The following is a 20,176-nucleotide window of genomic DNA, read 5'->3' as shown; positions in this document are numbered from 1 at the left end:
CCGTTTGTCCCGCCCGATCTACGATCGGGACGCGGGAGGCGGCGCGCGTGGATCACGCCCGGAGCAGGCCCGGAGCACGCTGAGACGTCGGGGGAATGGATCAGAATGCGTTGGATACGGGGGATACGGCGGATACGGGGGCGGCGCGCATGGCTTCCCCATGTGGTGGCGGGCGGTGTAGTCGCCGCGGTCGTCGCCGGGACCATCACCTGGTTCGCGGCCGACCGGGCCGAGCAGCGCGCCGCCAATCTGGATCAGCTGGACCGGGCCTGCGCGGGGTTGCTGCCCGGTGAGCGGTTGCGCGGCTTCGTGCCGGGGAACAGCGCCGGAGTCCTTGAGGAGTACGGCACGATGCTCGATCCCGGCCAGGAGAGCCGGGCGCTGTTGAACTGCACGCTGTCCTGGGGCTCGGGGCGGTGGGAGCCGGAGCACCGGGTCAGGATCAGGGCGGAGGCCCAGATCGCGGCACAGGCGGAGAAGGCCGACACCGGGAGCCGGCGCATCAGCGACTTCCCGCTGCCGCTGCCGCCCGGCGCGACCGGCGGCACGGGATCGGAGGACCGGGTCGAGGGCAGCGAGGTGAGCGCCTGGCTGCGGGTGGAGTGCCCCGGTGGGCTGCGCGGCCGGAGCAAGCCTTCCCGGACGTTCGAGGTCTCGGTGGAACTGCCGTCGAACGCGGAGTACGACCACGACGTTCCGGCCGCCGAGCACCAACTCGCCGCGCGCACCGCGGTGGCCACCGCCGACTGGGTCACCGAGCGTCAGGAGTGCGGCCGCAAGCCGATCCGTACCGACGCGTCGCCGCGTCCGGCCGAAGGCCCCGAGGTCCTGGGCGAGGTGGAGGAATGGCCGCGATGAAGCGCTGGGCGACAAGAGCCGGCGCGGGAGCGGGTGCGCTGGTGGTACTCGCGGGCGGTGTCTTCTGGTTCGGCGGCGGCTACGACCGCTGGGCGACCGACCGGGCGCTCACGACCGCGTGCGACGGCGTGCTGCCGGCCGACGAGGTGCGTACCGCCCTCGGCGAGCGACGTCTGAAGGCCTTCGACGACAGGAGCGAGGGAAGCCTCGACGACACCACGACCTCGCTGCGGGTGACGTGCGGCATCAGCCGGGAGACCGGTGAGAACGACGGTCGGCACGTCGGCGAAGGATCGGTGACCGTCAGCGTCAACGGCGTACCGACGCTCGACCGGGAGGACCGCCGGTACGAGAGCCTCTATCCGCAGGTGGGGCGGGCCTCGCTGCCGCCTGCTCCGCTCGGTCAGGGATGGCACGGCGTGTTCACCACGCATGACTCCGGTACGGAGGCCAAGGCCACCACCGCCGTCCTGCTGGACTGCGCCCCGGGCCGCGGCGACCTGCTGGTCACCGTCGCGGTGGACGTGGGCAAGAACCTCGGCGACATGCCGCTCGACAACCCCGAGCGCCGCACCGCGTTCGCGCGCATCGCCACCGACACGGCCGCCAACGCCTCCCGCCGGTGGAACTGCGACGCCGACCTCGGCAAGACGCTGAAGACCGTGCCGCTCCCGGTGAACGAGGACGAGTACGTGGCCCCGGCGGACGCCGAAGGAACCTGTGCCGGTATCGCCGCCCGGGGGAAGTCGGTCGCCCGGGCCTGGGAAAGCGAGCGCGGCAGCGCACCGTACGAGCAGTGCGTGCTGGGCGACGAGGAAGGCAACCCCACCCACACGGTCACCGCGCACTACGGCCCGTACGCGGAGGGGGCCTGGCACGACTACTTCGAGCGGCCCGGGGCCCCCGATCCGGCCGGCACCGGGCCGCGGTCGGGCGTCCTGCGGAACGGCGGCTACTGGACCACGGCCGACTGCCCCGACAGCGAAACGCCGGCGTTTTTCTCGCTCACCGTGTACAGCGACGAAGCCAAGCGGACGAACGCCGACCGGGCGTACGGGCTCTCCGCCCTGAAGGCCTTCGCCGAACGCTCCGCGAAGGCCCACCGCTGCACGGCGCCTGCCGCACCCACCACACCCACCGCATCCGAGAAGGACCACCGATGACCGGACGACGACGGACCAAGGCAGCGGGGCTGGCGCTCGTCCTGGCGCTCACGGCGGGCGGGCTGATCTGGGGCTTCGGCCCATGGGGCAACGGCTCGGGGCAGGACCCGGCCGACACCTGCCGGGGAGCGCTGGCGTCCGAGGAGGCCGGGAAGTTCTTCGGCGGAGCGGAACTGGAGTTCCGCGGCCACACCGGGGAATGGATGGGCTTCGACACCGAACACTGCGAGGCACAGGCCCGTGGCCAGGAATCCGGTGGCGTACGACTAGAACTGACCCTCCGCCCCTCGGCGGCCCACCGCTCCAGCCACGCGGCGGAGGAGACCTCGGCGGCACCGATCGGACACGACTGGAACGGCTCGCTCCAGTCCGACTACTTTCCGCAGGCCGCGGTGCTCGTCGACTGCACGCCGCTGCCCGGCGAGGGCCTCCTCATCCTGACCGACGTATCCGGCGGGGACATCAAGAATCTCTCCGCCGAGCAGGCCCTCGCCCTGGCCCGCTTCACCACCGAGTCGGCGCGTAACGCGGCGGAGCGCTTCGGTTGCGAAGGCGCCCTGGGAAAGCGCCCCTCGACCGTGGACCGCACCGAACCGCAGAAGCGCCCTGTCGTGGCGGCGGAGGGAACCTGCCGCGGAGTCGCCGACGCGCAGGACACGGCCCGGCTGCGGCTCACGACGGCTTCGGAGATGCCGGCCGGCCGCGCGCTCACCGAGGAGTGCTCCTTGGAGCTGCCGGCCAAGGGCCACAGCATCCGCCTGACCGCGTACTACGGCCCTTCCGCCCAGCAGGAGATGTACCTGGACAAGCGCTACCCCGGCAGCGTGAAGGGCGCGATCATGCGGTCGCACCCGTGCAAGGGCGCTCTGGACACGGCGTACTTCAAGTTCGAGGAGCTGCCGATGCAGGACGCCGGGAAGGACGTACCGCGCACGGTCCGCGGCGAGGACGGACAGAGGCTGCTGACGGCGTTCACCACCGCTTCGGCGGCACGGCACGGATGCCCGGTGACCTGACGGGCGTCGCGGAAGACGACGAGCGGGTCAGCGCTTTCGGTACGACACGTCCAGGGTCGGGATCTCGACGGAGGAGTGCAAGGTGACGCCGTCGACCGGCTTGACGTGTGCGGCGATCAGAGCGAGTACGGCGTCCGAGAGGCGAATCTTGGTCGCGTCGGTACGCCCGTGGAGCAGGCCGATCTCGATGTGCAGCACGGCTTTGCCCTCGGTCTCGGCGCCGACGACGAAGTCCTCGACCCGGCGGAAGCGGGTCTTGCAGGCCTCCAGCCGGGCGTCGACGGTGGAGACGACGAGCGGGTGCAGGGCGAGCGCGAAGGCCTGCCGGTCGAAGGCCCCGTCGAGCGCTCCGGAGTAGTCGACGGTGATCTGCGGCATGGAAGGCAACTCCTCGGAGAACAGCATGGTTGGGAAAGGTCCACCCGTACGGATCGAACGGTAGCCGACCACGCGGCGAGTAGTGCGAGGGCGGCCCCTGAGTCACGCCAGGGGCCGCCCTCGGCGAAGCCCTTTCGCCTCGCCGGAGGCCAGGGCCGCCGCCCTAAGTCGTCAGGGACACCGCCGTGGTGCCGAGCCGGGGCACCGGGACCGGCAGGGAACCGTCCTCCTCGGTGCGCAGTGCGGCACCCGCTGTGCCGAGGTAGTCGGCGGATGCCGCAGCCGTGACGGCGAACCCGGGAGTGAGGCGGCAGACGACCGGTTCCTCCGCGAACGACTGAAGGCGTACGAGCAGACGCCCCGGTTCCGGCACGGTCAGGCCCACGACCCGTACCCGCGGGTCGTCGAGTGTGAGCAACGAGTACGTGCTGCCGGGGTCTGCCTCGGGCGTCCGGCCCGCGCGCACGGGCACCAGGGGCCGGCTGCCGACGGCGGCCGTGCGCATGCCGAGTACCGCACCGTCGGGAGCCGGTTCGTCCTGCCAGCCGACGCTGTAGCGAAAGACGTGGTCGAATGCTTGCTCCGAGGGGAAGTTGGTGTCCCAGATGTTGTTGTGGACCCACGAGAACACCGTTCCCGGCTCTTCCTGGGCCAGTGACCGCGGATACGGCGCATAGGGGATGGCGACCCCGCCCACCTGGATCAGCGGTGCGTCCTGGGTGGCGAGCGCCGCACCGGTGCCGTTCTCCTGGAGGCTGACCCAGCGGCGTATCGCCCGCATGTGCTGGGCGGAGCCGGGCACCGTGGGCAGTCCCGTTCCCGTGACTCCGCCGGTCGCCTCCATCCGTACGACCGGGGAGTTCATCGCGAACGGGAAGGCGAAGAACGCGCTCTCCTTGGTCAGGGTCGCGGTCTTGTCGATGCGGTTCTCCAGGTCGATCCGCGCGCTGGCGCGCGGCAGATGGACCGTGACCCGCAGCCGCCGGGCGCCGGGCGGGGCGCATTCATAGATCAGGGTTTCTCCGGTGGCGTCCGAGGTCCGTTCCACGAGGGCTGCCGGCGGAGCCGTCCGCCGCGTCGCCAGGAGGTGCATCGAGTCGTCGGCGGTGGTCTTGCTCGACTGGTGGTTGAACCCGCCGGCCGTCGCGTACTCGTCGTACAGATAGCCGTTGAAACCGACGGTGGCGTCCTGGCGGACCAGTTCGTCGCCGGTCCGCTTGTCCAGGACCGAGTCGATGCACGCGGACGACAGGTCGACGTGGACGCGCAGGAATTCGTTCTCCAGGACCGTGGACGCGTGGGCCGGGGTCCCGTCCTTCGCCGACAGCCCGGGCGAGGGGGCGGAGGCGGGCTCGACGTCCACCCGCACCGCCCCGTGCGCCGGTACGCCGGCCAGCCGGAACAGCAGGAAACGTCCTGCCGCGCGGTGGAGTTCGTTACTCTGCTCCTCCTCCGCCACCTCCAGCGGGGTGCCGTCGCGGGAGTCGACGACCTGTACGGGGTCGGCGAGGGGCACGGTGCTCTCCGGGAGAAAGAGCCGGACCGTCTCGGATCGCTCCCAGCTGCACGTGTTGACGACGTAGTAGCCGGCGAGCGTCCCCTCGCGCGGGGAGAGCCGCTCCCCCAGTGCGGCGCTCGCGGCATCGAGCAGGGTGCGTGCCCCGTCGTGGGCGCGCAGGGCCTGGGCGTACTTCCAGTGCCACTGCCGCTCACCCGAGGCGTGGCCATGGTCGCCGTGCGTCCAGGGGTCGCCCGCGCCCCAGGTGTGCTCGTTGAACAGCGACGCGGCGCGATACACCTCGGGGGCCGCTTCCGTGATGCGCGGACCTTCCGATGACCCCAGGGCCTGCGCGTATCCCGCGAGGGTCTGTGCGTCGGCGAGTGCCGCCTGCCCGTCGCGGGTGGCGGCCAGCGGTACGGCGCCCGCACCGACGCCGTCGACCCACCAGTCCGTCCAGTCGCCCTCGAACGTCTCGATCCGGTCGCCGAGGCGTTCCTCGGCGTCGGTGAAGAAGTCCTCGTTGCGCGAGGTGCGCAGGACGGGGAAGGCCCACTCCTCGTTCCACCGGCGCACGGTGTCCGCGATGATGCGGCGCGGCGGCCCGTTGTCGGCGAACTTGCCCAGGACGCGCAGGTGAAGGATGTCCCACGGGTACGGATCGCCCTTGAACTCCTCGTCCAGAATGGGGAATCCGGGAATGCCGCGGCCCTCGTGCGGATACTGGTGGTTCGCGAGCGCCGACAGGTAGTGCGGCAGCAGGTCGTCGACGCGGTCGAAGGATTCGTCGAAGCCGAGGATCGACCCCTCCATGTAGGCGAGGCCGTGCGGGGTGTCGGTGCGCCATACGAGCACCTCGCGCCCGCTCGGCGCCCGCCAGCGGAACAGGCGCGGCAGGTCCTGGCCGCCGACGCGGTGCGGCACCGCCCGCCCCGCCCAGTTGTGGGCGACCGACAGATAGCGGATCCCGCTGTCGGCGAGGACGTCGGGAAGGCCGACGACCTGGCCCGGCACGTCCGTCTGCATGGCCGTGGTGATGTGGATGCCATCCCGATCCCGCAACTCCCGCACAGGTCGCAGGAGTTCGTGCAGCTCATCGGTGGAGCAGGTCTCGGTGTGCAGATTGAAGGGCATCGCCGCCAGTTCGATACGGCCTTCTCGTACTCGGTCCAGGAACTCCGCGACCTGCCGGGCCGGCCGGTTCTGCGACCAGTTCTCGTAGCTGAAGAACCCCTCGACCGCCCAGCGGAACTTCGACTCGTCCGGCCAGTCGTCCGTGGTGCGGCACAGTTCGAGCAGGGAGTCGAGGTACTTGCGTCCCTCGGCGAGCACCGTGCTCTGCGGGTCGGTGTATCCGATGTCCAGGTGGGCGTGCTGGACGAGGTGCAGCGTCCAGTGGCGCTGCGGGGTCAGCAGCACTTCGACGCTCTCCCCGTCGGCCAGCTCCGGCAGCTCCACGAGAACCGGTGTGGGCGCTTCCACCTCCGGGACCAGGAGCCGGGTGTCGCCGCCCGGTCCAGGCAGGACATCACAGCGCACGGCGCTTCCGCTGACGGTGGTGACGCGTGCGCGGGTGAGCGGCCGGTCCGCCGTCACACGGACGGACTGGAGCAGACCTCCTGCGCCGTCGTGGCGCAGGAGCGGTTCGCAGGCGAGCCGGATCCGGTGTCCGCCGAGGACTCCCTCGGCGGACACCGCGCGGTCCCGCAGAATGTCGCGGGCCATGTTCGAGTCCCACCAGGAGGGGCGGACGAGTTCGGGGCGGGGCATGGGAGAGGTCTCCACTCGTGTGGGGTGCCGGGGTGTGCTGGCCGGGGGGAAGCGGGGTCAGGAGTCGTCGGTGGCGAGGCCGGCGAAGATCTGGATCATGGCGGACTGGTGGAGGGTCTCGGCCTGTGCGGCCGGGTCGTGGTCACCGCCGCCGGAAGGCTGGAAGCGGAACAGTCCGTCGGAAGGCGTCCGGTTCCGCTCCCAGGTCTGCTCGGCGTAGACGGCGGCCACCTCGCGGTAGGCAGGGTTCGGCCGCACCTCGTCGAGGATGCGGAGGTTGTCGAAGTAGAAGGCGTTGAAGATGGCCGGCTGGTCGTGCAGCCGGTCGCCCTGCTCCCAGTACGCGAGTGAGCCGGTGGCGTCCTCGACGGCACGGTCGAGGTAACTCCGGTCCCCGGTCGCCTCATAGAGGGTGGCCGCCGTGCCGATCATCGCGCCGGAGTTGTACGTCCACAGAGTTTCGTTGACGGTGCCGTCGTCATCTCGGCTGTTGTTGTACAGACCGGGAGAGCGGCGCAGGCACGACCAGTTCCACTCGTACCACTTCTTCGCGCTCGCGAGGTACCGGTCGTCGCCCTCGATGGCGTAGAGCTCCGCCGCCAACTGGGCCGACAGCCCTGTCACGTTGGCGGCGCGCATGTAGTTGTCCGGGGAGTCGACCCAGTGCAGGCCCCCGGGGCACGGCTTGGCGGGATCGTCGTCCCAGCCACGCCCGACGACGTCGAAGGTCTCCGCCGCCCGCTCCAGGTAGGGCCTCTCACCGGTTGCCCGGTACTGGTCGAGGAAGGTCAGTCCGACGACGGCGTTGTCGTCGTAGAAGACGTCGCCGCCCTGGCCGAGCGGGGCGGGCAGGTAGGAGTCGTATCCGGGCCTGCCGTCGCGGGGGTTGAAGTACAGGCGCAGCGTCGTGAAGCGTTCGGCGGCATCGTGGTCGTAGCGCCCGTCGGTTCCCGGCAGTTCGGCCATGTCGACGGTGGCGGCGGCCGCCTCGCGCAGGGGCCAGAGGTACGAGTGAGGGTTCTCCTCCTCCGTACGCGGCGTCTTCTCCAAGTACAGGCCGTGCTCCTGCGGTCCCTGGTAGAGGTGCTGCTGCAGGGAGTCGTAGCTGACCTCGGCGCGGTGGGCCCAGGTGGCGGGTGTGGTCTCCCGGTCGTGGCCGGCTGCGGCGGCGGGGCTCACCCCCAGCGCTCCGGAGAGAACGGCGAGGGCCAGTGCGGCGCGTACGGTTGTCTTCACCAGGGTCTGCCTTTCGGGAAGGTGGATCGGTGAGGGGCGTTCGGGATACGGCTCAGCCGTGCAGCTTGAGGCTGCTGACGAAGAAGCGCTGTGCGGAGAAGAACAGGACGACGGTCGGCAGCGAGACGAGCAGCGCGCCGCCGAGCACCACCGGCGGGCCGACGTTGGAGTAGTTGCCCTGGAGTTCGGCCAGCGCGGCCATCACCGGGCGGATGTTGCTGCTGGTGGACAGCGTGATGCCGAACAGCAGGTCGTTCCAGACGGCGACGAACTGGAAGACGAACGCGGCCACCATCGCGGACCGGGACAGCGGCACGTGGATCTGCCAGAAGATCCGCCACCACGAAGCGCCGTCCATCCGGGCGGCCTCGATGATCTCCGATGCCAGGGTCAGTGCGAAGTTGCGCATGATGAAGTACGCGAACGGGACGGCTATCGCCACGTACACCAGGAACAGCCCGAACTGGGCGTCATAGAGCCCGGTATTGGCGTAGGCCAGGAACAGCGGTCGCAGGAAGACCTGGAGCGGCAGGAGGGTGCCCGAGTAGATCAGCCAGAACCACAGCGTCTTGTGTTTCACCGGCATGATGACGGTGGCGAATGCGGCGGTGGTGGCCACCAGGATGGCGGCGGCTGCGCTGGTGACGGCGTAAAGCAGGCTGTTGCCCATGGCGGGGCCGAGCTCCGCCTTCGTCCATGCCTGGGACATGTTGTCGAAGAGACCGAAGCCCTGCGGCCACCAGTGAGGTGCCCCGCTGTAATCAGCGGCCGGAATCAGGGCGGTGACGAGGAGCAGCCAGGTGGGCACGGCCCAGGCCAGGGATATGACCACCAGGGTCGTGTTGCGCAGGATCCGGCCGGGCGTGGGCCGCGCTCGCGGAGCGGTCCTCCGTGTGGTGCGGATGGTGGTCATGATCAGTTGCCTTTCGGGGTCAGCTGACGCCGTAGGTACAGCCACGAGGCGAGAAGCACGATCGCGGTGAGGACGACCGCGACCGCCGCGCCCGCTCCGGGGTGCAGAGCGAGGAAGGTCTCCTGGTACATCGAGACGGCGAGGGTCTCGGACTGCCGACCGGGCCCGCCCTGGGTGAGCACCCAGACCAGGTCGAAGGACTTGAGTCCGCCGACCAGGCTGGTGCCGACGACGATCACCGAGACGGTCCGCAGCTGGGGCAGGATGACGTACCAGAATTTGCGCCAGCCCGCCGCACCGTCGAGGGAGGCGGCCTCCAGAGTTTCGGGCGGGATGGTCTGGAGGCCGACCAGGAAGAGGATCACCGCGACGCCCGCGGCCTGCCACGTATTGGCGATGATCATGACCAGCGTGTTGCCCGGCCATTCCAGGAGCCAGCCCTGGGCGAGCGAGTCCATCCCGAACGCCTTGAGCACCTGGTTCGCGGCACCGTCGGTGGTGAGGACGAAGTTCCACACCACCGCCACGGCCGATCCGGACAGAGCGTAGGGAAGGACGACGAGCAGGCGTGCCACCCGGGACCACCCGCCGCTGTGCGTCAGCACCGCGATGGCCAGGCCCAGCACCATCGGCAGTGCGACCGTGCCGACCACCCACATCAGGGTGTTCTGGATCGACCGGGCCAGCGCCGGGTCGCTGAGGAAGAGGGCGTAGTTGTCGAAACCCGCGAAGCCCGAGATGCGCCGGTCGTCGAAGAAGCTCCGGTAGACGGTGGTGGCGAACGGGAGCAGCAGCAGTGCGCTCACCAGGAGCACGGCAGGAGCCAGGAACCCGGCCCCGGCCACCTTGTCCCAGATCCGCCGGACGGACTGGCGCGCGGGCGTGACGCGGGCCGGCCGCGGGTCGGGCGAGGTGCCTGAAAGAGGGAGCGGCGGTCGCCGCTGCTCGACGGAAGAACTCATGCCTCGTCCCTCTCCCACTCGGCCCACTCCTTCGACGCCCGGCTCGCCATGCTGCGCAGCGTGGCGCGCGAGGAAGAGGCACCGGTCATGAAACTCCCCAGGTCGTCGGTGTTGCCCTGGACGAGGTTGGGCGGGCCCGACTCGCCGTAGCGGGGCAGCAGCGTCCAACGCTCCTTCAGTGCGCGGTCCTTGAGGCCCGCCATCACCGGGTTGCCCGGCCGGGAGAGCGGATTGGCCGAGGCGTCCTGGAGGAAGTCGGTCCACACCTTCTGGACCGTCGGGTCGAGCCAGTGCGCCGCGTTGGCCATCGCCGCCTCGTGCGAGACAGCCTTGCGGGGGACGGCGAGCACACCGGACTCGGTGATCACGGAACGGCGAGTGGAGCGCTCGACGGAGGGCATGACGAAGGCGTCGAAGTCGGCGCCCGGCTTCATGCCGGTGGCAGCGATCCCCTGCGACTGCCAGGAACCGTGCAGGAACATCCCGACCCGTCCCGCCTTCAGCGCGGCGGGACCGTTGTTCTGGTCGAAGTCCGCCGGCGTCATCCAGCCCTTGCGCATGAAGTCCTGCCAGATCTGCAGTGCTTTCTGCGCCTGCGGGTCGGTGTACTGCGCCTTCCCGCTGATCAGCTCCGCGTAGAACTCGGGGTCCACCTTGCTGACGAGCTCCTGGAACCACTCGTACGCGGGCCAGTTGCCGGTCTGCGTGGCGACGAACGGAATGACACCCGCCTTCTTCAGCACCTCGGCGTTGTGCAGCAGCTCGTCCCAGGTGTCCGGCGCTTTGAGGCCGTGCTTGCGGAAGAGCGCCGTGTTGTAGAAGAGCACGTAGTACGACTCGTAGAGCGGTATCCCGTACACCGAGCCGCGGTAGGACATCGCCTCACGCGTCTGAGGAATGACCCAGCCCTTGCGTTCGTAGTCGGCCCACACCGAGGACAGATCGCTGAGCTCCCCGGTGCGGGCCAGCGACTTGAGGAAGTAGCCAGAGGCCCACTTGATCATGTCGGTGGCCTTGGTCGTCTGCAGCGAGATCTGCGTGACCTGCTTGTACGACGTGGGGTTCGGGTTGGACAGGGGGCGCAGCGCGTACCCGGTGAGCTTCTTCAGCTCGCGCCCGGCCGCGACATAGCCCTGGTCCCAGGTGGCGTTGTCGTTGGCGAGGGAGGTGGTGCCTGGCTTCACCGCGGTGCTGTCGCCCCGGGCGCAGCCGGCCAACGTCGCTACGGTGCCCGCTCCGATGCCCGCCAGAACGCTTCGGCGGCCGAGTGGGTGGGACGACGGCTGTGTCGCCCCGCCGATTGATCTCATGGGTTCCCTTCCCTGTGGATCCCGGCGGGGATCCCTGGCTCTGGGGTGTGGTGGGTGAGAGGACTCGGGGCCCTCCGCGAGATCTCGCCGTACCGCATGGCATCCGCGGTTCGGATTGCGAGGATGTTAACGACACCATGTGGCCGAAACAAGACTCCGCGACAAAATTCCCTGGCGCACCCACTTCCAGCTGGGACTATGCCCAACAGGGAGATCAGCTCCTTGTTACACCTGATGGTTATCGATACCATTCCGGCGGTTGCCCGCTCACCTCTTCAGGAGTACCTGTGCACTCAGAGCCCCGACCGTACGAACGCAACCCCCGCTACCCGGCCACCGGCACCGTGGTCACCGGGTGGGACGAAGCCGTGGCGACCCTGCCCGACCGGCCCACCGTGCTCGCCCTGGACGGCCCCGCGGCCCTGGACTGGAACGAGGCCGCCCGGGGGATCGCCGCTGCCCTGCGTGCACGGTCCACCGTCGTCGGCGTCCTCGATGTGCGCGAGCGCTGGTCCCCCGCAGCCGTCGAGCGGTTGTGCACCCCTCACGACGAGGCCGACGCGTTCTTCCTTCCGCTCGCCGAGTTCGAGATGGCCGACCTCTTCGAGGTTCCGCCGACCGTCGAACGGCCCACGGACGGCGTCCTGCTGGTCTTCGGACCCGGCGCCGCCCTGTGCTCACCCGATCTGACCTGGTGGGCGGACCTGCCCAAGCGATACGCCGAGAGCGCCGTGGCCTCCGGAACCCTGCCCGTGGGCGTCAACCTCGGGCGTCCCGACGTTCCGGGCGAACTGCGCCGCCTCTTCTACACGGACTGGCCGGTCGCCGACCGCCACCGCGACGCGCTCGCGCCCCGGATCGACCGATGGATCGACGTACAGGACCCGCGGTCGCCCGCCTCCCTGGGCGGCGCGGCGGTCCGCGCCACCCTCGCCGAGCTCGCCCAGCAGCCCGTGCGCACCCGGCCCTACTTCAACTCCACGGCCTGGGGCGGGAAGTGGGCCTCGGAGAAGCTCGGCTTCGAACCCGACACCGGCAACACCGCACTCGGCTACGAGCTGATCGCTCCCGAAGCGGGCGTTCTCGTCGGCCAGGACTCCGGGGCACAGGTGGAACTGCCCTTCCAACTGCTGTGCGTCCTGCACCCCGAACCGTTCCTCGGCACGGACGTGCACCGGCGCTACGGCACCTCGTTCCCGATCCGCTTCGACTACCTCGACACCGTCAAAGGCGGCAACCTCTCCCTGCACTGCCACCCGCGGGAGCAGTACATGCGGGAGCACTTCGGCTGGTCCTACACCCAGCACGAGACCTACTACGTCACCGCGAGCGAGCCCGGCTCCCGCGTCTTCCTCGGCCTGCGGCAGACTACGGACGTGGATCTGCTGCGCAAGGAAGTGGAGGCGTCCGCGGCGCACGGCACACCACTGCGCGTCGAGGACCACGTCCAGACGTTCCCGGCCGATCCCGGCCAGCTGTTCATGATCCCGGCCGGTACGCCGCACTCCTCCGGTGCGGGCAACCTCGTACTGGAGATCAGCGCCACGCCGTACCTCTACTCACTGCGGTTCTACGACTGGCTGCGCCGCGCCTCCGGAGTGCCCAGGCCGTTGTCGCACCGGCACGCCTTCGCCAACCTCGACACCGCGCGGCGCGGCACCGAGGTCGTCAAGGATCTCGTCCAGCAGCCCCGGGTCCTGCGCACAGGCGAGGGCTGGCGCGAGGAGGTCCTCGGCTCCCTGCCGGAGATGTTCTACGCGGTCCACCGCTTCGTACTCGACGGAACGGGCCCGGCGCACGACGACACGGAGGGCCGATTCCACATCCTCAACGTCGCGGCCGGTGACGGAGTGGTCGTGGAGACCGCGGACGGGCGGCGTCACGACCTGGCGTTCGCAGAGACGCTGACCGTACCCGCGGCCGTGGGCGGCTACCGTCTGCACCCCGTCGGCGCACGGCCCGTTCAGGTCGTCAAGTCCCTGGTGACACCCTCATGACCCGGGTGCCCGTGCTGGAGATCGGCGGTACCCATGTCACCGCCGCCCTGGTGGACATGGCAACCGGTCTGCCGGTCGCCGACTCCGTCGTCCGCAGGCCGGTGCCCGCCGATGCCGGCGCCAGGGAGATCCTCGACTCCTTCGCCGAGGCAGCCCGGCGTATCCCGGCGCCCGACGGGGCCCACTGGGGCGTCGCCGTGCCGGGCCCGTTCGACTACGCGGCCGGCGTCGGAAAGTTCCGGGGCATCGGCAAATTCGAGACGCTGCACGACGTGGACGTCGGGGCGGAACTGAGCTATCGACTGCCGCGTCCCCGGGCCATCAGCTTCCTCAACGATGCCGACGCCTTCGCCCTCGGGGAGCACCACCGCGGCGCAGCGGCGGGGCGGAACCGGTCGGTGTGCGTCACGCTCGGCACCGGTGTCGGCTCCTCCTTCCTGCGCGACGGCCACCCCGTCACCGAAGGACCCACCGTCCCGCCCGAAGGCCGGGCCCACCGCATCAGCGTCGGCGGACGGCCTCTGGAGGAGGTGATATCACGGCGGGCGATCCGTACGAGGTACGCCCGGGCCGCCGGGCTCGACGGACCGTCCGAGGGCCCGGACGTCAGCACCATCGCCGAGCTGGCCCGTGGAGCGGACCGGCACGCGACGGAGACGATCAGTGGGTGCTTCACCGCGCTGGGGCGGGCCCTGGCGCCCTGGTGCCTCGCCTTCCGGCCGGACGTGATGGTGATCGGCGGCTCCATGGCGGCGTCCTGGGACCTCATCGGCCCCGCGCTGCGCGCAGGCCTTGCCACCGGGGCCGAGGCCGCCGGGCCGGAAGCGGATCGCATCGTCGCCGCGATGGACCTGCGTACCGCCCGACGGCCCGACGACGCACCCCTGATCGGCGCCGCGCACTGGGCTCTGGGCCGTCGGACGGCGGGGGATCCGCCGGTCCGGGCCGCCGTCGCGGCCGCCCCCGTACCCGGTGGCGTCCACTCTGCGGCCCAACCGTGACCGTCGCGACCCGCGAATGCGGACCGCAGGAGCCGCCCGCCGGGGCGGACGGCGCCGCGGGCCCGGCACTCTCTAGAATGACGGCGCCCCCAGCACCGACGACCCGCCGACCGCACAGCCCCTCCGGCGGCACCGAGGAAGGACCGGCCGTGGCGCAGCACCGACCGAGTGACGCCGCCGCGCCGACGATGCGTGACGTCGCCGCCCGTGCCGAGGTCAGTGCGATGACCGTCTCCCGCGTACTCAAGGACGACCCCCGGGTCACCGAGGCGACCAGGAAGCGGGTCCTGAGCGCCGTCGACGCGCTCGGCTACCGGCGCAACGAAACCGCTCGCCGGCTACGGGTCGGCGGCAGCGGGATGATCGGTCTGCTCGTCACCAACCTGGCCAACCCCTTCTACTCGCGCCTGGCGCTCGGCGTCCAAGAGGTGGCCTACGCGCACGGCCTGCGGGTCCTGCTCGGCAACACCGCCGAACAGGTCGACCGGGAACGGGGGTTGGTGGAGGACCTCGCTTCCAGCCAGGTCGACGGGATGATCGTGGTGCCGGCGAGCGGCAGCCACCGGCACCTGACACCGGCAGCGCTGCACGGCATGCCTCTCGTCCTCGCCTCCCGGCCTCCGGCGGGCCTGGAGGCCGACTGTGTCCTGGTGGACGACTTCGGCGGAGCGGAGGAGGCGACCGGCCGACTGATCGAGGACGGACACCGGCGCATCGGTTTCCTCGGTAATCCGCCGGCGCTCTACACAGGCGCCGAGCGGTTCCGCGGTTACTGGGCCGCTCACGAGGCGGCCGGTCTGGAGCCGGACGAGCGCCACATCCGCCGCGGACTGTCCGACGTGGCCACGGCCGAGAGCGCCGCCGTCGCCCTGCTGAGTCAGCCGGACGCCCCCACCGCTCTCTTCTGCACCAACAACCGACTCACCCAGGGAGCCATCCGAGCCGTCCGCACGCTCGACGCCCCGGTGTCCCTGGCCGGATTCGACGATTTCGACCTCGCGGACGTCCTCGGGCTCCCCCTGACGATCGCCTCCTACGACGCCGACGAGATCGGGCGCAGGGCGGGCCAGATGCTCATCGACCGCATCAACGGCGGCCCCGGCGCCCCGCTGCCCGTACGACGTTCGGTCGTCCCCATCGAAGTCATCCGATACGGGACCGACCTCACCTAAGCCTTCCACCGTCGGCCCTTCCTGCCCCCGCCGGCACCCGCCGGGGGCACGACAAGGGCTGCCCTGCCGCCCACGCGCGCGGAATTCTGGACGGAGTCCCCATGCACGACGACCGCACGCTGACCGAACGCCGACTCGCTCGGGTACTCGACCAGCGCCTCAGGCCCGCAGTCCACGCCCGCTCCTTCCCTCTCGATGTGAGCGCCCACCACATCTCGGGCGAACCCGTACCGGTGAGCGAGGGGATCGCCGGGCCCTACAAGCCGATCGACACCGGTTCGCACTGGGGGCCGGCCTGGTCCACCAGTTGGTTCAGGATCCGTGGCACCGTACCCGCGGACTGGGCGGGGGAACGGGTCGAAGCGGTGCTCGACCTCGGCTTCGGCGCCACCCAGCCCGGTTTCTCCGCCGAGGGGCTCGTGTACCGGGCCGACGGCACACCGGTGAAGGCCCTCAACCCGCGCAACACCTGGCTCCTGATAGCCGAACGGGCCCAGGGCGGCGAGGACTTCGAGTTCCACATCGAGGCTGCCGCCAACCCGCTGATCTTCGATTTCGACGCCGCGGGCGACCCCTTCGTCCCCACCCGCGCGGGCGACGTCGCCCCCTGGCTACGCGCCGACGAGCGCACCGGGCCTGCGGGAGAACCGCTGTACCGGCTGACCCGCATGGACTTCGCCGTCTTCGACGAAACGGTCTGGGAACTGGTCCAGGATCTCGACGTCCTGTCCGGGCTCATGCACCAACTGCCCGAGGACTCCACCCGCCGCAGCCGGATCCGGCACGCGGTGAGCGGGGCGCTCGACGCGATCGACCTCCAGGACATCAGCGGCACCGCAGCGCAGGCCAGGGCTCTGCTGGCCCCCGCGCTCGCCACTCCCGCGCACGCGAGCGCCCACCGCATCTCGGCCGTCGGCCACGCGCACATCGACACGGCCTGGCTGTGGCCCGTACGGGAAACCGTCCGCAAGGCGGCCCGCACCGTCTCGAACGTGACCGCCCTGATGGACGATCACCCCGACTTCCGGTTCGTCATGTCCCAGGCCCAGCAACTGGCCTGGCTCAAGGAACAGCGCCCCGAGGTGTACGCCCGGGTCCTCGAGAAGGTGGCGACCGGTCAGTTCCTGCCGACCGGCAGCCTCTGGGTCGAGCCCGACACCAACCTCTCGGGCGGCGAGTCCCTGGTCCGCCAGTTCGTCCACGGCAAACGTTTCTACCTGGAGGAATTCGGCGTCGAGACGCGTGACATGTGGCTGCCCGACACCTTCGGCTACAACGCCGCGCTGCCCCAGCTCATGAAGCTCGCCGGCATCGACTGGTTCCTGACGCAGAAGATCTCCTGGAACACCACGAACGCGTTTCCGCACCACACCTTCTGGTGGGAGGGCATCGACGGTTCCCGCATCTTCAGCCACTTCCCGCCCGTCGACTCCTACAACGGCGACCTCTCCGGCGCCGACATCGGCCACACCGAACGCAACTTCCGCGACAAGGGGGCCGCCAACCGGTCCCTGGTGCCGTTCGGTTACGGCGACGGCGGGGGCGGCCCGACCCGCGAGATGCTGGCGCGCGCCGACCGGCTCGCGGATCTCGAGGGCTCGGCGAAGGTCGAGCTGGAGGGGCCGGCGGACTTCTTCACCAAGGCGCAGGAGGAGTACGCCGACGCACCGGTGTGGGTCGGCGAGCTCTACCTGGAGCTCCACCGGGGCACCCTCACCAGTCAGCTCGCCACCAAACAGGGCAACCGACGCTGCGAACACCTTTTGCGCGAGGCGGAGTTGTGGTCGGCCACAGCCACCGTGCGGACCGGTGAGCCGTACCCGTACGCCTCACTCGACCGGATCTGGAAGACCGTTCTCCTGCAGCAGTTCCACGACATCCTGCCCGGCTCCTCCATCGCCTGGGTACACCGGGAAACGGAACAGGCCCACCAGGAGGCCGCCCGCGAACTGAACGCCATCATCGATTCCGCCCAGCGAGCCCTGGCCGGTTCGCCGGACACGGATGGCGGTGAGGTCGTCTTCAACGCGGCCCCGCACGAGCGCGACGGCGTCCCCGCCCTCGGCGCCATGGCCCGCGACACGTCGCCGCGGACGGTACCCGTACGAGCGGGCCACGACGGCGCTCTCGTCCTGGACAACGGCCTGGTCCGCATCACGGTCGATGCCCGTGGACTGATCACCTCCGCGTATGACCTGACCGCCGAGCGTGAAGCGCTCGCCCCCGGAACAGTGGGCAACCTGCTCCAACTCCACCAGGATTTCCCCAATCAATGGGACGCCTGGGACATCGACGCGTTCTACCGCAACACCGTGCAGGGCCTCGTGCAGGCCGACGAGGTCACCGCCACCGGCGACGCCGTCGAGGTCGTTCGGAGCGTCAACGGGTCGCTTATTCGCCAACGGCTGTCTCTGGGCGAGGGCGCCCGCCGACTCGACATCGACACCACCGTCGACTGGCGTGAGCGAGAGAAGATCCTCAAGGCCGCGTTCCCCTTCGACCTCCGGGCCGGCCACTCCACCGGCGAGATCCCGTTCGGCCACGTCCAACGGCCCACCCACGCCAACACCAGCTGGGACGCGGCCCGCTTCGAGATCTGCGCCCACCGTTTCCTGCACCTCGCGGAGCCGGGCTGGGGGGTGGCCCTGGTCAACGACTCCACCTACGGCCACGACGTCACCCACGACGTGCGGCGCGACGGCGGCACGACGACGACGGCGAGGCTCTCGCTGCTGCGCGCCCCGCTCTTCCCCGACCCGGAAACCGACCAGGGCGAACACCGGTTCCGCTACGGCCTGGTGATCGGCGCCGACATCGGCGACGCCGTCCGCGAGGGCTACCGCTTCAACCTCGCCGAACGCACCGTTCCCGGAACGGCCGTCGTCACCCCGTTGGTCGAGGTCGACCACTCCGGTGTCGTGATCGAGGCGGTCAAGCTCGCGGACGACGGCTCGGGCGACGTGATCGTACGTCTCTACGAGTCGCTCGGCGGCCGTGCCACGACGACCCTGCGCGCCGGATTCCCCCTGGCCACCGCCACGGTGACCGACCTCCTGGAACGCCCCCTCGCGGACGAACCCGAACCGTCCGTCACCGACGACCGCGTGGCACTCGCCCTCCGCCCGTTCCAGATCGTGACGGTGCGGCTGCTCCCGCGCGGCTGAAGACGGCGTCGAGACCCGGGGAATCGACGCCGCTCCGCGAGACCGCCACGGCAGCCGAGGAAGAGCAGCTCCTTGGCGACGGGGGCGCGGACCGCACCGACGACGCCGATCTCGACGTCGTCGGTGCGGCTCAGACGTTGAAACGGAACTCCACCACAAGGCTGTGACCTGCGGAAATGCGGGCGCATCCCAGCACCATCCCAGCACGGAATGCGCGACAAAGTACAAGAAGACCGAAGATCGCCAACGCTACCCGGAAGCGCCCGCACATGCCTGAAGTCTGCGGAACTTCTACGAGCGCCGCATCAGGCTCGTGCCACCACACCGAACCTCGCAGAGCAGCACAGCGCTCGCGCTCACTCGCGGTCTCCCCGGACGCCAGCGGCCAGCTCCGACACCTGGCCGCCGCCCAGAATGTACGTCCAGACCTCGGGCCGGCACGAGCCTCCACAGGTCCCGTATACCCCCGGCTTGGCGGGGCATAGTCAGAAGCTTCCGCGCTGTCGCAGGTCAGCCTGCATAGCTCAGCGGGTGGAGCAGGCCCCTTCTAAGCGCTTGGCCGCAGGTTCGAGTCCTGCCGGGGGCGCCCCAAACATGGCTGGCCAGGGCGCTCTCGGACCGCTAGCGGAGAAACGGTGCGCGCGGTACTGCGCCGTTCGTTCAGAGCGTTGGATTCCGTGCTCCAGAGAGGGGCAACGTGGGTCAGCTCGGCTTTCAGCCGACTGAAGGGAGACGCGCCAGGCCCCCCTTCTCCAGCTCGTGCACCACCAGCTCCTCCATCACGTGTCGCTCCCTGGCGGAGACGTAGGCGAGGTCGTGCAGGGCAGCAGCACGCCTGGCGAAGTCCCGCCTCACCGCATCGGTCGGCCAGGGGATCTTGTAACGGGAAAAGTCCTTGCGCCTCATCGCACGGGCCTGCTCACCCTGCGTAACGGCCGTCAACTCCCGCTTCCGGTAACGCAGAGAGTGCAACAACCACATCCGATCGACCTCGGACTCCGTGTAAATCGCGAGCGTCCGCCGACCTGGCACTACCGGGGTAGTGGTGAGCACGGTCCGCACCTCCCCGGGACGGGGCGCGATCAAGAGGCTGCCGGACGGGCATACAACCTCCGCTTGCGCCACGGTGTGTGAAGTCACTGCACCCAGATGTACTGTCTTGCAGTTCAGTACTTCGCGGGGAGACACCCACGGCATAGCCGACTGCTCGCTGTCCGGCAGAGACTGTGCCGCACCAGCCGTAACCTGACACACTTCGCCCACTGCACGCTCGGTAGCGGGACCTTGCCCGCACGTCTGCAGCGCCTCCATGAAATGCGCATCCGCTAGTTCCGTCGCGCAAGACACAATCCGGGTGTTCAATGCATTCTTGCGCTCAGCAAGCGAGATCAGCGAAAGCAGCCTCTCGCGCACCGGCGCTGGAGGCACTGGCACGGGAAGTCGGTTGAGTGCCTGCAGAGGCAAGGTCATGTGCTCGGCGTTCGACGAGGACAGCGTGAGATAGCTCTGGCTCTGCGAGGTCTTCAACCACCATCGAAGCCACAGATCCCATTGTTGGGAGCGGCCCTCTGGTGTCCAGCGGACGACAGCGAGCGACCTGGCGACATTCCATCCTGCGTGCCCCTCCCCTGCAACTGCTGCCTCCCCCACACGCCCCACGAGCACGACAAGGAGGTCCCCAGACCTCAGCGTGCTGCGTGGGTGGCGTCTGGCCACATCGGGAGGCACAAATGTGAAC

Annotated in this window: 14 protein-coding genes and 1 pseudogene; 7 read left to right on the top strand and 8 right to left on the bottom strand. The window is 69.9% G+C overall.

The window, feature by feature from the left end; translation table 11 throughout:
* Positions 1 to 105: 105 nt before the first annotated feature.
* The 3 genes from G3I54_RS29730 to G3I54_RS29720 are packed head-to-tail and all read left to right on the top strand — an operon-like array spanning position 106 to position 3,037.
* Positions 106 to 858 carry a hypothetical protein gene (locus tag G3I54_RS29730; protein WP_239144645.1) on the top strand — a complete coding sequence of 251 codons (753 nt, stop codon included), beginning with the start codon at positions 106 to 108 and terminating at the stop codon, positions 856 to 858.
* A complete protein-coding gene (locus tag G3I54_RS29725; RefSeq protein ID WP_164618978.1) occupies positions 846 to 2,021 on the top strand; it encodes a hypothetical protein in 1,176 nt (391 codons plus the stop codon). The genes G3I54_RS29730 and G3I54_RS29725 overlap by 13 nt, the downstream gene beginning before the upstream one ends.
* Positions 2,018 to 3,037 carry a hypothetical protein gene (locus tag G3I54_RS29720; RefSeq protein WP_164618976.1) on the top strand — a complete coding sequence of 340 codons (1,020 nt, stop codon included), beginning with the start codon at positions 2,018 to 2,020 and terminating at the stop codon, positions 3,035 to 3,037. Before G3I54_RS29725 ends, G3I54_RS29720 begins: the two co-directional genes overlap by 4 nt.
* A 27-nt stretch (positions 3,038 to 3,064) precedes the next feature.
* Here G3I54_RS29720 and G3I54_RS29715 read toward each other — a convergent pair whose 3' ends face one another.
* From G3I54_RS29715 to G3I54_RS29690, 6 genes are all read right to left on the bottom strand, one after another.
* Positions 3,065 to 3,415 (bottom strand): isomerase, encoded by a 351-nt coding sequence (locus G3I54_RS29715; protein WP_164618974.1) that lies wholly within the window; start codon positions 3,413 to 3,415, stop codon positions 3,065 to 3,067.
* 163 nt (positions 3,416 to 3,578) lie between these two features.
* Entirely contained in the window at positions 3,579 to 6,683 is a 3,105-nt protein-coding gene (locus G3I54_RS29710; protein ID WP_164618972.1) for a glycoside hydrolase family 38 C-terminal domain-containing protein, read from the bottom strand.
* A 57-nt stretch (positions 6,684 to 6,740) separates the two neighbouring features.
* Positions 6,741 to 7,919, bottom strand: a complete 1,179-nt coding sequence (locus tag G3I54_RS29705; protein ID WP_343240461.1) for a glycoside hydrolase family 76 protein — start codon at positions 7,917 to 7,919, stop codon at positions 6,741 to 6,743.
* A 52-nt stretch (positions 7,920 to 7,971) separates the two neighbouring features.
* The gene (locus tag G3I54_RS29700) at positions 7,972 to 8,832 is read right to left on the bottom strand and encodes a carbohydrate ABC transporter permease (protein WP_164618970.1); all 861 of its coding nucleotides are present in this window, start codon (positions 8,830 to 8,832) and stop codon (positions 7,972 to 7,974) included.
* 2 nt (positions 8,833 to 8,834) lie between these two features.
* On the bottom strand, positions 8,835 to 9,794 hold the full coding sequence (locus G3I54_RS29695) for a sugar ABC transporter permease (protein WP_164618968.1): 960 nt from the start codon (positions 9,792 to 9,794) through the stop codon (positions 8,835 to 8,837).
* Positions 9,791 to 10,978, bottom strand: coding sequence for an extracellular solute-binding protein (locus tag G3I54_RS29690; protein WP_343240460.1), 1,188 nt, complete (start codon positions 10,976 to 10,978; stop codon positions 9,791 to 9,793). Before G3I54_RS29690 ends, G3I54_RS29695 begins: the two co-directional genes overlap by 4 nt.
* Positions 10,979 to 11,391: 413 nt before the next feature.
* Between G3I54_RS29690 and G3I54_RS29685 the strand changes: the two genes are divergently transcribed.
* The 4 genes from G3I54_RS29685 to G3I54_RS29670 all read left to right on the top strand — a co-directional run bounded on the left by G3I54_RS29685 (position 11,392) and on the right by G3I54_RS29670 (position 18,438).
* On the top strand, positions 11,392 to 13,101 hold the full coding sequence (locus tag G3I54_RS29685) for a class I mannose-6-phosphate isomerase (protein WP_164618965.1): 1,710 nt from the start codon (positions 11,392 to 11,394) through the stop codon (positions 13,099 to 13,101).
* Positions 13,098 to 14,102, top strand: coding sequence for an ROK family protein (locus tag G3I54_RS29680; protein WP_164618963.1), 1,005 nt, complete (start codon positions 13,098 to 13,100; stop codon positions 14,100 to 14,102). Before G3I54_RS29685 ends, G3I54_RS29680 begins: the two co-directional genes overlap by 4 nt.
* A gap of 188 nt (positions 14,103 to 14,290) precedes the next feature.
* Positions 14,291 to 15,274, top strand: coding sequence for a LacI family DNA-binding transcriptional regulator (locus G3I54_RS29675; protein ID WP_203687370.1), 984 nt, complete (start codon positions 14,291 to 14,293; stop codon positions 15,272 to 15,274).
* 101 nt (positions 15,275 to 15,375) lie between these two features.
* Complete coding sequence (locus G3I54_RS29670; RefSeq protein WP_164618959.1) at positions 15,376 to 18,438, top strand: glycoside hydrolase family 38 C-terminal domain-containing protein; 3,063 nt, start codon at positions 15,376 to 15,378, stop codon at positions 18,436 to 18,438.
* On the opposite strand, the pseudogene G3I54_RS40190 reads toward G3I54_RS29670, so the two are convergent.
* A pseudogene (locus G3I54_RS40190) lies at positions 18,365 to 18,569 on the bottom strand (hypothetical protein); the annotation flags it as partial. The gene G3I54_RS29670 and the pseudogene G3I54_RS40190 overlap by 74 nt on opposite strands.
* 583 nt (positions 18,570 to 19,152) lie before the next feature.
* A complete protein-coding gene (locus G3I54_RS39820; RefSeq protein ID WP_239144644.1) occupies positions 19,153 to 19,965 on the bottom strand; it encodes a hypothetical protein in 813 nt (270 codons plus the stop codon).
* Positions 19,966 to 20,176: the final 211 nt, after the last annotated feature.

It is taken from the genome of Streptomyces sp. SID14515, assembly GCF_010548505.1.
GTDB lineage: Bacteria > Actinomycetota > Actinomycetes > Streptomycetales > Streptomycetaceae > Streptomyces > Streptomyces caviscabies.
The sequence above is the reverse complement of the archived record's forward strand: the minus strand, read 5'-3'. Positions and strand labels throughout refer to the sequence as shown.

Excerpts from the sequence above, each read along its gene's own strand:
- G3I54_RS29730 (WP_239144645.1), top strand. The coding sequence starts at position 106 with ATGCGTTGGATACGGGGGATACGGCGGATACGGGGGCGGCGCGCATGG.
- G3I54_RS29725 (WP_164618978.1), top strand. The coding sequence starts at position 846 with ATGGCCGCGATGAAGCGCTGGGCGACAAGAGCCGGCGCGGGAGCGGGT.
- G3I54_RS29720 (WP_164618976.1), top strand. The coding sequence starts at position 2,018 with ATGACCGGACGACGACGGACCAAGGCAGCGGGGCTGGCGCTCGTCCTG.
- G3I54_RS29715 (WP_164618974.1), bottom strand. The coding sequence starts at position 3,415 with ATGCCGCAGATCACCGTCGACTACTCCGGAGCGCTCGACGGGGCCTTC.
- G3I54_RS29710 (WP_164618972.1), bottom strand. The coding sequence starts at position 6,683 with ATGCCCCGCCCCGAACTCGTCCGCCCCTCCTGGTGGGACTCGAACATG.
- G3I54_RS29700 (WP_164618970.1), bottom strand. The coding sequence starts at position 8,832 with ATGACCACCATCCGCACCACACGGAGGACCGCTCCGCGAGCGCGGCCC.
- G3I54_RS29695 (WP_164618968.1), bottom strand. The coding sequence starts at position 9,794 with ATGAGTTCTTCCGTCGAGCAGCGGCGACCGCCGCTCCCTCTTTCAGGC.
- G3I54_RS29680 (WP_164618963.1), top strand. The coding sequence starts at position 13,098 with ATGACCCGGGTGCCCGTGCTGGAGATCGGCGGTACCCATGTCACCGCC.
- G3I54_RS29675 (WP_203687370.1), top strand. The coding sequence starts at position 14,291 with ATGCGTGACGTCGCCGCCCGTGCCGAGGTCAGTGCGATGACCGTCTCC.
- G3I54_RS29670 (WP_164618959.1), top strand. The coding sequence starts at position 15,376 with ATGCACGACGACCGCACGCTGACCGAACGCCGACTCGCTCGGGTACTC.